The 13,160-nt window shown below is 72.1% G+C and carries 11 protein-coding genes; 3 read left to right on the forward strand and 8 right to left on the reverse strand.

Features of this window, described 5'->3' with window-relative positions; all coding sequences use genetic code 11:
- Positions 1–14: 14 nt before the first annotated feature.
- From AB0E94_RS15225 to AB0E94_RS15240, 4 genes are all read right to left on the reverse strand, one after another.
- Entirely contained in the window at positions 15–2,807 is a 2,793-nt protein-coding gene (locus AB0E94_RS15225) for a LuxR family transcriptional regulator (RefSeq protein WP_360326490.1), read from the reverse strand.
- Between the two features lie 87 nt (positions 2,808–2,894).
- Complete coding sequence (locus AB0E94_RS15230; protein ID WP_360326492.1) at positions 2,895–3,422, reverse strand: GNAT family N-acetyltransferase; 528 nt, start codon at positions 3,420–3,422, stop codon at positions 2,895–2,897.
- Positions 3,415–4,644: a DUF6271 family protein gene (locus AB0E94_RS15235; RefSeq protein ID WP_360326494.1), complete on the reverse strand. Its 1,230-nt coding sequence runs from the start codon at positions 4,642–4,644 to the stop codon at positions 3,415–3,417. The genes AB0E94_RS15230 and AB0E94_RS15235 overlap by 8 nt, the downstream gene beginning before the upstream one ends.
- 126 nt (positions 4,645–4,770) lie before the next feature.
- Positions 4,771–5,787 (reverse strand): hypothetical protein, encoded by a 1,017-nt coding sequence (locus tag AB0E94_RS15240; RefSeq protein WP_360326496.1) that lies wholly within the window; start codon positions 5,785–5,787, stop codon positions 4,771–4,773.
- Between the two features lie 196 nt (positions 5,788–5,983).
- Between AB0E94_RS15240 and AB0E94_RS15245 the strand changes: the two genes are divergently transcribed.
- On the forward strand, positions 5,984–6,925 hold the full coding sequence (locus AB0E94_RS15245; RefSeq protein WP_360326498.1) for a LysR family transcriptional regulator: 942 nt from the start codon (positions 5,984–5,986) through the stop codon (positions 6,923–6,925).
- On the opposite strand, the gene AB0E94_RS15250 is transcribed toward AB0E94_RS15245, so the two are convergent.
- The 3 genes from AB0E94_RS15250 to AB0E94_RS15260 form a co-directional block, all read right to left on the reverse strand.
- Complete coding sequence (locus AB0E94_RS15250; RefSeq protein ID WP_360326499.1) at positions 6,912–7,757, reverse strand: serine protease; 846 nt, start codon at positions 7,755–7,757, stop codon at positions 6,912–6,914. The two genes, AB0E94_RS15245 and AB0E94_RS15250, sit on opposite strands and share 14 nt — an antisense overlap.
- Positions 7,758–7,937: 180 nt before the next feature.
- Positions 7,938–8,789 (reverse strand): pyridoxal kinase PdxY, encoded by an 852-nt coding sequence (gene pdxY / locus AB0E94_RS15255; protein WP_360326500.1) that lies wholly within the window; start codon positions 8,787–8,789, stop codon positions 7,938–7,940.
- Positions 8,790–8,836: 47 nt separating this feature from the next.
- Complete coding sequence (locus AB0E94_RS15260) at positions 8,837–9,649, reverse strand: patatin-like phospholipase family protein (protein WP_360326502.1); 813 nt, start codon at positions 9,647–9,649, stop codon at positions 8,837–8,839.
- Between the two features lie 208 nt (positions 9,650–9,857).
- Here AB0E94_RS15260 and AB0E94_RS15265 point away from each other — a divergent pair, with 208 nt between their 5' ends.
- Positions 9,858–10,604, forward strand: a complete 747-nt coding sequence (locus tag AB0E94_RS15265) for a response regulator transcription factor (RefSeq protein WP_360326503.1) — start codon at positions 9,858–9,860, stop codon at positions 10,602–10,604.
- Here AB0E94_RS15265 and AB0E94_RS15270 read toward each other — a convergent pair.
- A complete protein-coding gene (locus AB0E94_RS15270) occupies positions 10,529–12,244 on the reverse strand; it encodes a dihydroxy-acid dehydratase (RefSeq protein WP_360326505.1) in 1,716 nt (571 codons plus the stop codon). The two genes, AB0E94_RS15265 and AB0E94_RS15270, sit on opposite strands and share 76 nt — an antisense overlap.
- 59 nt (positions 12,245–12,303) lie before the next feature.
- On the opposite strand from AB0E94_RS15270, the gene AB0E94_RS15275 reads away from it, so the two are divergent.
- On the forward strand, positions 12,304–13,158 hold the full coding sequence (locus tag AB0E94_RS15275) for an SMP-30/gluconolactonase/LRE family protein (protein ID WP_360326507.1): 855 nt from the start codon (positions 12,304–12,306) through the stop codon (positions 13,156–13,158).
- Positions 13,159–13,160 lie beyond the last annotated feature (2 nt).

Here is a 13,160-nt window from a genome sequence, read left to right on the forward strand (position 1 = left end):
GGCGGGTGACGGCTTCAGTCCGGTGACTGCGTCATCGCCGTTTCGCTAGGCACTGCGCTAGCGTCATCGAGTTGCGTCAGCGCGCCGGCCAGCTGATTGCGGGAGGTGACGCCCAGTTTCGGGAACATCCGGTACAGGTGGGAGCTGACCGTGCGGTGCGACAGGAACAGCCGCTGGCCGATCTCCCGGTTGGACAGGCCCTGCGCGGCCAGGTCGGCGATCTGGGTCTCCTGCGGGGAGAGCAGCTCGCGGCGGCTCGACGTCGGCTGCCATCCGCGCTCGCCGGTGGCCCGCAGCTCCTGGTCGGCGTGCTCGGCCCAGGTGCGCGCGCCGACCGCTTCGAAGGCGGCCCGGGCCGACCGCAACGGCGCCCGCGACTCGACGACCCGCCGCTGCCGGCGCAGCCACGAGCCGTACGCGAACTCGGCGCGCGCCCGGTGCCACGGCATCGCGCGGGCCGCTCCGTCGACCGCGGCCCGGAACAGCGGCTCGGCCGTGGCGGGTTCGGCGAGGACGGCCCGTGCGTACTCCAGATTGATGGTCGCCCCGAGGGCGGGCGAGTCGCCGGCGATCCGCTCGACGGCTTCGAGGGCGGTCCGGGCTTCGGCGCGCCGGTCGGTACGCACGGCCGCGTCGGCCAGGTAGCCGAGCGTCCAGACCTGCTGCACCCGCTGGTAGGCCGGATCGGCGGGGTCGAACACCCGGCGCAGCTCGTCGTAGGCGGCGGCGTCCCGGCCGGCCCCGAGCGCGGCGGTCCCCCGGGCCAGCTGCACCCCGGCGAGCAGGGAGGACGCGGCATTGGGGGTACGCAACGCGACGTGTTCCGCCTCGGTGAGCAGGCCGTGGGTGTCGCCGCCCCGGGTGACCGCGCCGATCAGGGCCACGGCGATCCGCGCGGTGGCCGCCCACAGCGACTGCCCGGTCTCGTCGGCCAGCCGCATCGCCTCGTCGGCGGAGGCCGACACGTCGAACACGCCGAGGTAGATCTCCGCCCACGATCTGATCGCCAGCGCCTCGGCGAGCAGGCTCATCCGGCCCTGCGCCCGCAGTTCCTGAACGGGTGTGGAAAGGAACCCGAGGGCCCGGCGGAAGTCACCCGTGCAGAACGCGGCGATGCCCAGCAGGCCGGCCAGATCGGGGCGGCCACCGGCGTCGTCCGGCCAGCGGGACAGCTGGTCGATGACGGCCGGGCCCTGCTCGTTCGACTCCGACAGCGCGAGCACGGCCAGCAGCCGCGGATCGTTGCCGGCCACCTCGACCTGCCGGGCGGCGTGCACCACCTCGTGCCGTACCGCCGGGCCGGGGTCGCGCCACCACACCCGGCGGGCCGCGCCGACCAGCAGCTGCATCGCCAGGTCGATGTCCTGCGCGCCGGTGGCGATCCGGGCCATCTCCACCAGGTGCCGCACCTCGGCCGGCTCCCCGGTGGAGCCGTCGTGGAAGACGCCCTCCAGCCAGGCCAGCCGGGACCGGTCCCGGTCACCCAGGGCCAGCCCGGTGACCTGCGCCTTGATCTGCTCGACCTGACTGAACCGGCCCAGCTGGTAGCCGAGCTCGGCCGCGCTGAGCAGCCGGGCCGCCTGCGCCTGCGGGTCGTCGCTGAGCGCCGCCGCCCGTTCCAGCCACGCGGCAGCCGACGCGACCGCGCCCCGGCTGTGCGCGTCGCCGGCGGCCCGTTCCAGCTCGGCGGCGATCCCCTCGTCGCGGCCGGACACCGACGACGCCCGGTGCCACATCGCCCGGTCGGGGTAGACGGACAGGACGCGGGCCAGCGCCCGGTGCGCCTGCCTCCGGGTGGCCGGGGCCATCCGCTGCCGCAGCGCCGACCCGACCAGCGGGTGGGCGATCCGGTAGCGGGCGCCCGCCGCGATCAGCAGCCCCTGGTCGAACGCGGGTTGCGCGGTGCCGCGGCTGACCGGCGAGCCGTGCAGGATCTGGGCGGCGGCGACCACGTCGTCGAGGTCGTCGCCGTCGTCGACCGCCGCGACGGTCAGGATGGCCAGCACCGCCGGGGTGAGGTGGTCGGCTCGGGCGGCGAAGGCCCGTTCCAGGCGGGTGGTCATCGGCAGGTCGTCGTCGAGCTCGGTCCATGGGACGCCGCCCGGTTCGAGGGCGGTGGCGAACTCGATCAGCGCGAGCGGGTTGCCGCGGGCCTGCCGCAGCACCCGGTCCCGGATCGGCGCGGGCAGGCTCGGCGAACGCTCGTGCAGCAGCGTGGTGGCGGCGGTGTCGTCGATGCCGTGCAGCTCCCGCCAGAGCATCGCGGGCGCGTCCAGCCACAGCGGCGCCTCGGTGCGTGACGTGCACAGGACGATGACGCGTTCGCCGGCGATCCGGCGGACGACGAAGGCGAACGCCTCGATCGACGGCTGGTCCATCCAGTGCAGGTCGTCCAGGCACACCAGGACCGGCGCGCGGGTCGCCGAGTCGGCCAGCAGCTCCAGCACGGCCAGGAACGCGAAGAACGGGTTGCCGCCGGTGGTGTCGCTCATCGCGAAGCAGGCGAGCAGCGCGTCCCGCTGCTGGGCCGGCAGCCGGTCGGCGAACGGCAGCAGCGGCCGCAGCACCTGGTGCAGCCCGGCGAACGGCAGTTCCGTCTCGGACTGGCTGCCCCGGGCGGTGAGAACCGTGAACCCGGACGCCCGCGCGTGCTCGGCGGCGGCCGCCAGCAGGGCGCTCTTGCCCACGCCCGGCTCGCCGAGCAGCCCGGTCGCGCCACCCTGCGATCCGGCCGCGTCCAGGATCTCGAACAGGAACCTCAGCTCATCGTCCCGCCCGACGATCGGTGGGCTGTTGTTCGCGTTCACAGCGATCAGCATTCCGGGCCGCGGCGCCCGGTGTCCACCCGGCCCGCAGGGTCCGGGCCGGCGGCACGGTGAGCCAGGCGGTGGCCCCTATCCGAGGACGCGGGACATGTAGACGGCGCCCGGCCCGTACGACACCGGAAGTTCGGTCTCCCGGTGCGGATGGAATCCGCACGCCGCCCAGAAACCGGTCGTCCCGCCGACCGACACGAGCGAGATCCGCTGGTACGCCCGGCTGCGGGCGATGGCGGTCAGATGCGACACCAGGCGACGGCCCCAGCCGCAGCCGCGCAGGCCGGGATCGATGACGATGTCGTGCAGGTGCAGGTTCGCCGAGCGGTGCGCCGGGCCTTCCGGCCGGCGCAGATCGGGAGAGGACCCCCGGGGGTACGGCAGCGCCAGCAGATATCCGCCGATCCGCCCGTCGTCGTCGAGAACGAAGGACGTGTCCGGGTACGCCCGGGACCGTAACGCCTGAGGCCCTTCCGTCAGGCCGTGCGGGTCATAGGCGGCGGCTTCCAGCCAGGCGATCGCCGGCCAGTCGGACTCCTCGATCGGCCGCAGGCGGGCACCCCCGGCGGTGGCCGGCGGGGACACCAGATCATGCAGGTCAGACATGCGCGATGAGGCGGGCGGCGGCGACGAGCCCGGCCCACGCGTCGATGAGGTCGGCGTAGTCCTCGATGTCGCGGCGGGCCTCGAACAGCAGCGCGTCCCGCCGTTCGGCGATCAGGCCGGCCACCCCGGTGAAGCGCCCGCCCAGCTTGCGGTACGCCTGCTCCATCAGGTGCGCCTGCTGCTCGTTGGGCTCCCGCGGTTGCCAGGTCGATGCCCGTACGATCGCGGCGATGTCTTCGGGGTTGTCGTTCGTCATCCGTTCGTAGATGAAATGGAAGTAGTACATCGACAGGATGAACTTCGCGAATCGCATCTGGTAGGCCAGGAATCCGGCGTCGCTCTTGCGTTCCGCGGTGTGGAAATTGACGATGTGCCGGTTGTGCAGGAGGCCGGGCAGCCCGGCCCGGTCGGCGACGTGGATGAGGAAGTAGTCGCTGCCGATCGTGTCGGTGGCCGGTGGCAGTGGCACCCTCTCGTGCAGGCCGTGGAAGCTGATGTTGTGCATGTCGACGCGCATCGGGTCGACCACCGACAGCACGGTGTGATCGCCGTCGAAGGGTGCGCTGCCGGTGAACGACTCCTCGACCAGGGCGCGTTTCTCGGCGTCGGTGCTGCCCGGCGCGGCCCAGAGGCTGACCAGGTCGTAGTAGCCGTCGGCGTCGCGGATGTCCTCGACGTCGACGGACATGTCACCGACGAACGACGCGCCGGCCATCGCGACGGTCAGGTCCCGGCGGCTGTCGTCGAGCCGGTCCTCGGTGGCCGTCACGTCGCGGGCCGGCCGGCCCAGCGCGGACAGTTCGGCGTGGATCGGGAAGACCTTCCGGCCGGCGTACGTCTGGAAGTACAGGTCGGAGTCGCGCCGGTGCACCGACTCGCAGCCGAGGGCGGCCGCGATCAGGAAGGCCCGGTTGGTGCAGGCGCCGTAGGACGGTTTCGACGGCAGCAGCAGGTCGAGCATCCGGCCCGGTTCGGCCACCCCGGCCCGGTCCACGACCCGGCTCAGGAACTCCCGCTGCTGCGCCTCGTCGAGGTGGCGGACGTTTCCGGCCTCGGCCAGGACCTTCGCGTGGGTGGTGAAGTCGTCCGAGGAGTCCAGCACCAGCAGGTGCACGTCGACGCCGAAGTGGTGTTCGGCGTACTCCGCCTCGGCCACCACTTCGGCGAGCGTGGCGGAGCACTCCCGGTTGGTCGGCACCACCAGACAGATCTGGCGTTTCATGCGGTGACACTCCCGAAACAGGCATCGACGGACAAGCCGCAACGAACCTAGTGGCCGATCTTGAGCGCCACAAGCCCAGATATGAGGGAATGTCGGAAATCGCTGGTCATCGCCGGTTCCGGAACCTCACGTCCCGTTCGACGCGCTGATCGCCACGGTGGCCGGGTTGTTGTCCAGCTGCTGCCAGCCACCGCACACCGAGCCGTTGCAGACCGCCCCGGTGGAGCGCCAGATCGCGCCGGTGCCGTGCAGCTGGAAGACCGTCGACTGGCTCGCCGCGATGGCCACCGCGGCCGGGTTGTTGTCCAGCTGCTGCCAGCCGCCGCAGAACCCGCCGCTGCACGGCGTGCCCGTGGACCGCCAGATCCCGCCGGTGCTGTGCAACTGGAACAGCGTGCCCGCGCCGGCCGAGATCGACCGGGCCGCCGCGTTGTTGTCCAGCTGCTGCCAGCCGCCGCAGAAGCTGCCGCTGCACGGCGTGCCGGTCGAGCGCAGGATGCTGCCACCCTGCCGCAGCTGGAAGACCGTGCCGGCGCCGGCCGCGAGCGCGGTCGTTGCCGCGCTGTTGTCGAGCTGCGTCCAGCCGCCGCACACACTGCCGTTGCAGACCGCCCCGGTCGAGCGCCAGACGGCGCCGGTGTTGTGCAGCTGGTAGACGGTGCCGTTGCCGGCCCGGATCGCCTTCGCGGCCGGGTTGTTGTCGAGCTGCTGCCAGCCACCGCAGAACCCGCCGCTGCATGGCGTGCCCGTGGACCGCCAGATCCCGCCGGTGCTGTGCAGCTGGTAGACGGTGCTGCCGCTGGCCGAGATCGCCACCGTCGCCGGGTTGTTGTCCAGCTGCTGCCAGCCGCCGCAGAAGCTGCCGCTGCACGGTGTGCCGGTCGAGCGCAGGATGCTGCCGTCGCGCCGCAACTGGAAGACGGTGCCGGCGCCGGCCGAGATCGCCACCGTCGCCGGGTTGTTGTCGAGCTGGAGCCAGCCTCCGCACACGCTGCCGTTGCAGATCGCGCCGGTGGACTGCCAGACGCTGCCGTCGCGGTGCAGTTGGAACACGGTGTTGGCCGGCACGGCCGCGGCGGCCGGCCCGGCCGGAACGGCCAGGGCCGTTATGGCGAGCATCGCCGCCATGAAGAGCCTCTTCATCGATCCCCCCTGTGAAACCGGGCGCGCCGATCGCGCCCGGAATCGAGTCTCGGCGGGAGCGAGCCGCGGCCAGGACACCTTGTTCCGATCCGGAAACACCGCTTTTAGCATTGATCGTGTTGGATTGCTGACTGCTTTCCGGCCCGGCCCCGAATAGCCTTCGGTCACGGCCAGACAGGGGCGGGACGGGGCTGCCATGAACCGGTTCGACATCGACGTGTCCACCCTGCGCAGTTTCGTGGTGCTCGCGATCGTGCGCAGTTATACGGCGGCCGCCCGGGAGCTGACCATCTCGCCGTCCGGGCTGACCAAACGCATCCAGGCGCTGGAGCGGCGGCTCGGCGCCCCGCTGATCATCCGCGACCACGGCGGGGTCGGCGGCCTGACCCCGGCCGGCGCCGCCCTGATGCGGGGCGCGGCGGGACTGTTCGACGCGTTCGAGGCGATCTCCCGGACGGTCCGCGGCGACGCCGGCCCACGGCTGCGGATGGCGATCCAGGGCCTCGACCGGATGGTGGCCGGCCGCCGGCAGATCCTGGCGGCGGCGCTCGCCCTGCGGGCCGCCCACCCGGGCACGCTTGTCGAGTATTCGCTGCTCGGCTACGAGGACCCGGTCGAGGCGCTGCGCAGCGGCCGGGCCGATCTCGCGCTGACCGCGGTGCCGCCGCGCTCCGGTGACGTGGTGTCGGTGCCGTTGTGGCCGCTGGAGCGGGTGGGCGTGGTGCCGGCCCGGCATCCGCTCGGGCGCCGCGGCACTGTCGGGGTGGACGAGTTCGCCGACCGCTCCATGCTCTGGATCCCCGGCATCTCGGCGGAGTTCATGTCGCTGTGGTCGCTCGGCGACGTGCGCCCGCTGGGTGGCGCCCGGCTGGTGGACATCACCCCGCGTGGTTTCGACGACGTCTACCGGAGCATGGCGTCGACCGGCGGGACGCTGGCGCTGCATCCGGAGGCGGCCCGCAACCGGCCGCGCGGCATGCACACGGTGAAACTGCGCGGGGCGCCCCGGACCTGGTATCACGTGGCGCGGCGGCGCGACACCGGCGACGTCCGGGCCGACGCCTTCCTGCGCCTGCTACGGCTGGGTGGCCCGGGGCCGGCCGGAGCCGCCCCGGGCGCCGCCGTCAGGGTTTGGTGAGCAGGCAGCCGGAGACCGTCAGGTCGATGGTGCGGCTGGAGTTGAGGCAGGTGGTGAACCAGTAGGTCTGCTGGCCGTAGCTGCGTCCGGACAGGACCGTCACGTTGCCGGCCGCGTCGACCTCGCACGGGTTGTTCAGCGTGCAGCGGCCACCTGACTCGTTGCCGGTGTTGTTGATGCCGATCAGCTCACCGGTGACGGTGCTGACGATCGGCGAGCCGGAGGTGCCGCCGATGGTGTCGCAGCCGGCGTTGTAGCGGATCGAGTCCTTCCAGGTCCAGGTGTCCTCGCGCAGCGTGTTCACGAAACCGTCGATGGAGCAGTTCCAGACCCGCTTCCAGTAGCCGGACGGGATGCCGATGCCGGTGCCGGCGGTCGGGTGCGCGGCCGAGATGGTCAGCGGGACGGCCCCGTACGACGAGGACAGTGCCCCGAACGTGGTGTTGAGCCGGTAGAGGGCGACGTCGTTGCCGGTCATCGTCGCGTAGATCACCCGGTTGGCGCGGACCCGGACCACCGAGCCGCCGGAGCTGTTGAGCAGGGTGCCGGTGCGGGTGCTGGAGACGTTCTGGATGACCCGGCCGGCGGCGATGAACCCGCCCTCGTAGCAGTGCCCGTTGGTGAGCATCATCGCGCTGTCGGTGCTGATCGAGGAGGGGAACCGGACGAGCGACGCCGAGCAGTTGCTCAGCGCGATGGTGTTGGCGAGCGTCACCGCGACGGCGGTCGGGGCCGGGGCGGCCGCCTGGGCCGGCGCGGCGGGCCCGGACAGGACGCCGGCGAGGGCCGCGAGGGTGGTGGCGCCGATTGCTAATGCCCGTCGAAAACGCATGAAGGTTCCCCTCACTGCGGGGCGGCAGCCCGTTTTCGGCCCGCCGCCCAGATGGCGGCGAGGCGTGACGGGTCGACGGCACGCCTACGCCGGATGTCTCTGGCGTAGGCACCGTCCCATCAGACATTTACCTCTGTCAATAATTCAAAATGCCCCGGATACCGGCCTTATGGAACCCGGTCAGCGCACCTTCTCGGCGCTGAACTGCAACCGCGGATTCGCAAAGAACTCCTGCGCCTGCACCAGCCGCAGCTCACGCTCCCCGGACCGGAAGGTCAGATCGATCAGATCAAAGACGCTGGAGGCGGTACGTTCCAGCGCGGCCGCCGCATCACCTGTCGTCACGTAGTGCGCGGTGAACAGGGCCGCCGTGACGTCCCCCGACCCGTTCGCCTTGAACGGCAGATGCGGGGTGCTCACGATCCACGCCCCCGCCGGGTCCACGACCAGCATCTCGATCGTGCCCTCGGCCCGGTCCGGCCGCTCCACACTCGTGACCAGCACCGTCGACGGCCCCATGGCCCGGGCCAGGTCGGCCGACGCCAGCGTCGAGTCCAGGCCGGCCGGCTCGGTGCCGGTCAGGAACCCCAGCTCGAACTGGTTGGGCGTGATGATGTCGGCCACCGGCACGACCTTGTCACGCAGCAGCACCGGGATCTCCGGCGCGACGAAACACCCCGACTTTGCGTTGCCCATGACCGGGTCGCAGGCGTAGACCGCCGCCGGGTTCGCGGCCTTCACCCGGCCCACCGCGTCGATGATGACGTCAGCGATGCCCACCCCACCCTGATATCCGGACAGCACCGCGTCGACCTGCGGGAACACGCCACGCTCCTCGACACCGAGCAGAATCTCGGCCACGTCCGGCGGCGGGATGAGCGGACCGCGCCACGCGCCGTACCCGGTGTGGTTGGAGAAGTTGACCGTGTAGACCGGGACGACCTCGACCCCGATGCGCTGCAACGGGAACACGGCCGCGGAGTTGCCGACATGCCCGTGGGCCACCGCCGACTGGATGGACAGAACCTTCATGAGCCAAGCGTCTCAGAGATCCCCGGCCCCGTTCACCCAGGCCCGGCTCATTTGTCCTGCTGCCAGTCGCGGCGGGCCTCGGCTGCCGCGACCAGCGCGCGGATCACCGGCAGCGCCCTGTCGGCCGCCTCCCGGCCGAGCTCCTCGAACTCCGGGATCCGGTTCAGTTCCCAGAACGCGTACTCGTCGACCTCCGGGGTCAGCACCAGGTCGGCGTCCTCCTCGAGCGAGCCGGCGCCGCCGGGCTGGAGGGTGCTGACCGCCACCAGGATGTGCAGCACCGTCGACGGCGGGCGGCGTGGCAGTGGGCCGGACACGTCGACCGCGATCACGATGTCCGCCCCCATCCGGCGGGCCAGCGCCGCCGGCACCATGTTGACCAGGCCGCCGTCGACGAGCAGGTGGCCGTCGCGCTCGACGGGCGGGAACACGCCGGGGATGGCCGCGCTGGCCAGCACCGCGCTCGCGACCGGCCCGGACCGCATCACCACCTCCCGCCCGGTGGTCAGGTCACAGGCGACCGCGGCGAACGGCCGCCGCAGGTCCTCGAAGTCGGCGCCACCGAACGCGGTCTCCAGGAACAGCCCCAGTTTCGACGTCTCGAACAGCGCCTTACGGGTCCGGGCCGGCCGCACCAGCCGGGCCCAGCGCAGGGTCTGCGCCAGCTCGGCGATCCCGGCCGGGCTCATCCCGCTCGCATACAGACCACCGACCAGCGCGCCGGCACTGGTCCCGGTGATGATCGCGGGCCGCAGCCCGGCCCGCTCCAGAACGTCGAGCACACCGATGTGGGCCGCGCCCCGCACCGCGCCGCCACCGAGCGCCAGGCCGATCCGGATCGATGGGTTCTCGTCGTCCACGCTGACAGGCTAAGGCGCTCCCCTGCCTCCCCACCCTCCGCGATCTCGTTGAGTTCGAACACACCTGTCCCGCCGGACTCCGCAAGCGGGTGTGATCCGGGGCGCGCGGAACCGGCGCGATATCAGGTGGAAACAGTTCGCGTTTAGCGTGACGGCCAGGTACGACGCTGGATTCGTGCCGGGTGACTCGTCGTGAAAGGAGCAGGGTGTGAAGCTTCTCCTGCTGACCGATGACCATGTCGATGTGCTGCCCGCACTGGACCTGCTGCCGTTCGCCGTCCAGGTCGCGCCGCTGGACAAGGGCGCCGAGGTCAACCGCGACCCCAACCTGACCGCGATCCTGGTCGACGCGGGCACGCAGCTCAGCCAGGCCCGCGCGGTCTGCCGGGCGCTGCGCGCGAAAGGGCTCAACGTTCCGCTGATCGCGCTGCTGCGCGAGTCGGGGCTGGCCGCGGTCGGCGCCGACTGGTGCATCGACGACTTCGTGCTGACCACCGCCGGCCCGGCCGAGGTGGCGGCCCGCCTGACCATGCTGGTGGCCCGCAACGGGCTGGAGAGCACCTCGGGCGACGACATGATCCACATCGGCGACCTGACCATCGACCCGCACAGCTACACGACCCGGCTCGGCGGCGAGTCGCTGGCGCTGACGTACAAGGAGTTCGAGCTCCTCAAGTACCTCGCCCAGCACCCCGGCCGGGTGTTCAGCCGCGACCAGCTGCTGCGCGAGGTCTGGGGCTACGACTACTTCGGCGGCACCCGCACGGTCGACGTGCACGTGCGGCGCCTGCGGGCCAAGCTCGGGCCGCGCTGCGAGACGATGATCGGCACGGTCCGGCAGGTCGGCTACAAGTTCGTCATGCCGGCCGGCGGCGCCGCTCAGTGGGATTCACGGGACACCCGGTCGCCGCTGGAGCCGAGCAGGAAGTCGCAGTCGGCGCCGGTGTTCGCCTGACCGACGGTGTCGACGTAGAGACGTTCCCAGCCGCGCGCCGGCGCCGCGTAGGCTTTCGCCGCCTCCGGCGACGGCTCGCGGGCCGCCCACTCGTCGGCCGGGACGTCCGCGTCGAGACGCCGGCCGGCGACATCCAGGACGATCAGGTCGCCGGTGCGGACCTTCGCGAGCGGCCCACCCGCCGCGGCCTCGGGCGTCACATGCAGGACCACGGTGCCGTACGCCGTACCCGACATCCGCCCGTCGCAGATGCGCACCATGTCGCGTACCCCCTGTTCCAGCAGTTTCGCCGGCAACGGCATGTTGGACACCTCGGGCATGCCCGGATAGCCCTTCGGCCCGCACCCGCGCAGCACCAGCACCGAGTCGGCGGTGACGTCGAGGTCCGGATCGTCGAGCCGGGCGTGCAGGTCCTCGACGGAGTCGAAGACGACGGCCGGCCCGCGATGCCGCAGCAGGTGGGGTGACGCGGCGGCGGGTTTGACGACCGCGCCGTCCGGGGCGAGGTTGCCGTAGAGCACCGCGATCCCGGCGTGCGGGCGCAACGGCTCGGCGCGGGGCCGGATCACCTCCCGGTCGTAGACTCGCGCGTCGGCCAGACAGTCGACCAGCGGCTGCCCGGTGACCGTGATCGCGGCCGGGTCGAGCAGGTCACGGACCTCGGCGAGGACCGCGTGCAGACCGCCGGCCCGGTACAGGTCGTCCATCAGGAACCGGCCGGCCGGCAGCAGGTCGGCCAGCAGCGGCACTCCGGCCCCGGTGGTGTCGAAGTCGTCCTGGGTGAGCCGCACCCCGAGCCGTCCGGCGATGGCGAGCAGGTGCACGACGGCGTTGGTGGAACCGCCGAGGGCGGCGAGCGCGACGATCGCGTTGAGGAACGAGGCCCTGGTCATCACGTCGCTGGGCCGTCGCTGCCGGTCGGCGAGTTCGACGGCGAGGACCCCGGTCGCGTGGGCGGCCTCGAGCAGGCGGCTGTCCGGCGCGGGCGTGCCGGCGATACCGGGCAGGGTCATCCCGAGCACCTCGGCGAGCAGGCCCATCGTGGACGCCGTACCCATCGTGTTGCAGTGGCCCTTGCTCCTGATCATCGACGATTCGGAACGCTGGAACTCGGCGGCGCTGAGTGTCCCGGCGCGGACCTCCTCGGAGAGTTTCCACACGTCGGTGCCGCAGCCGAGCGGCACACCACGGAACGTGCCGGTCAGCATCGGGCCGCCGGGCACCACGACGGCCGGCAGGTCGACCGAGGCGGCCGCCATCAGCAGCGCCGGGATCGTCTTGTCGCAGCCGCCGAGCAGCACCACGCCGTCGATCGGGTTGGCCCGCAGCATCTCCTCGATCGCCATCGCGGCCATGTTGCGCCACAGCATCGCGGTCGGCCGGACCTGTGTCTCGCCGATCGACACGACGGGCAGGTTGAGCGGGATGCCGCCGGCCTGCTGGATGCCGGCGGCGACACTGCGCGCCACCTCGTCGAGGTGGGAGTTGCACGGGGTCAGGTCGGAGGCGGTGTTGGCCATCGCGATGTGCGGGCGGCCGTCGAACGCGTCGGCCGGCAGCCCGCGACGCATCCAGGCCCGATGGATGTAGCTGTTGCGGTCGCCACCGGCGTACCACTGCGCGCTGCGTCTCGGCTGCATCTCGACCTCCGGAATCAATACGCTGTCATCGACTGACACGACTTCGCAACGGAGCGCCCATGATCAAGCGACACACCGCGCGGGTGGCGACCGGCGCCGGCTACTTCCTCGGTGAGGGGCCGGTGTGGGACGCCGGCCGGCAACGGCTGCTGTGGGTCGACATCATGGCCGGCCACGTGCACGAGGGCCGGCTGCTCGGCGACCGGATCGAGCCGGTCCGGACGCTGTCGTTCGAGGGCAGTGTCGGCGCCGTCGCGGTCGCCGAGAGCGGTGACCTGCTGGTCGCCGAACGGGAGACGCTGACCCGGGTGCACCCGGACGGCCGGCGTACGCCGCTCGCGCGGGTGCTGCCGGAGGGCGCGCCGGGGCGGTTGAACGACGGCGCGGTCGACCCGTCCGGCCGGTTCCTGGTCGGCAGTCTCGGCAACGGGCGGGAGGTGCTGGTCCGGTTCGAGGGCGGCGGGTGCGCCACGATCGACGACGACCTGACGCTGTCCAACGGGCTGGCCTGGAGCCCGGCCGGTGACCGTTTCTACAGCGTCGACACGCTCCGCCGGACGGTCTACGTCCGTGACTATCCCGACGGCGGCCGGTCGGTGCTGTTCACCGTCGACGACGGGCATCCGGACGGGCTGTGCGTGGACGGCGGCGGCGACCTGTGGCTGGCCGTGTGGGGCGGGGGCCGGGTCGAGCGCCGTTCGCCCGAGGGCGAGTTGCTCGCGATCGTCGAGGTGGACGCGCCGCACACGTCCAGCGTCGCGTTCGCCGGGCCGGATCTGGACGTGCTGGTCATCACCACGGCCACCCAGGACCTCTCCCCCGCCGGCCTGGCCCGTCATCCGCTGTCCGGCCGGCTGTTCACCGCCCGGGTCGGCACGGGGCTGCGTACGCCGTACTGGAAACCGGGAAGTTGATC

Origin of the sequence: Actinoplanes sp. NPDC026670 (assembly GCF_040638175.1) — a bacterium.
In the GTDB taxonomy this organism is placed as follows: domain Bacteria; phylum Actinomycetota; class Actinomycetes; order Mycobacteriales; family Micromonosporaceae; genus Actinoplanes.

Coding starts and splice junctions, on each gene's coding strand:
- AB0E94_RS15245 (WP_360326498.1), top strand. CDS start 5,984: ATGAACCGGTTCGACATCGACGTGTCCACCCTGCGCAGTTTCGTGGTG.
- pdxY (WP_360326500.1), bottom strand. CDS start 8,789: ATGAAGGTTCTGTCCATCCAGTCGGCGGTGGCCCACGGGCATGTCGGC.
- AB0E94_RS15235 (WP_360326494.1), bottom strand. CDS start 4,644: ATGAAACGCCAGATCTGTCTGGTGGTGCCGACCAACCGGGAGTGCTCC.
- AB0E94_RS15240 (WP_360326496.1), bottom strand. CDS start 5,787: ATGAAGAGGCTCTTCATGGCGGCGATGCTCGCCATAACGGCCCTGGCC.
- AB0E94_RS15270 (WP_360326505.1), bottom strand. CDS start 12,244: ATGCAGCCGAGACGCAGCGCGCAGTGGTACGCCGGTGGCGACCGCAAC.
- AB0E94_RS15275 (WP_360326507.1), top strand. CDS start 12,304: ATGATCAAGCGACACACCGCGCGGGTGGCGACCGGCGCCGGCTACTTC.
- AB0E94_RS15250 (WP_360326499.1), bottom strand. CDS start 7,757: ATGCGTTTTCGACGGGCATTAGCAATCGGCGCCACCACCCTCGCGGCC.
- AB0E94_RS15230 (WP_360326492.1), bottom strand. CDS start 3,422: ATGTCTGACCTGCATGATCTGGTGTCCCCGCCGGCCACCGCCGGGGGT.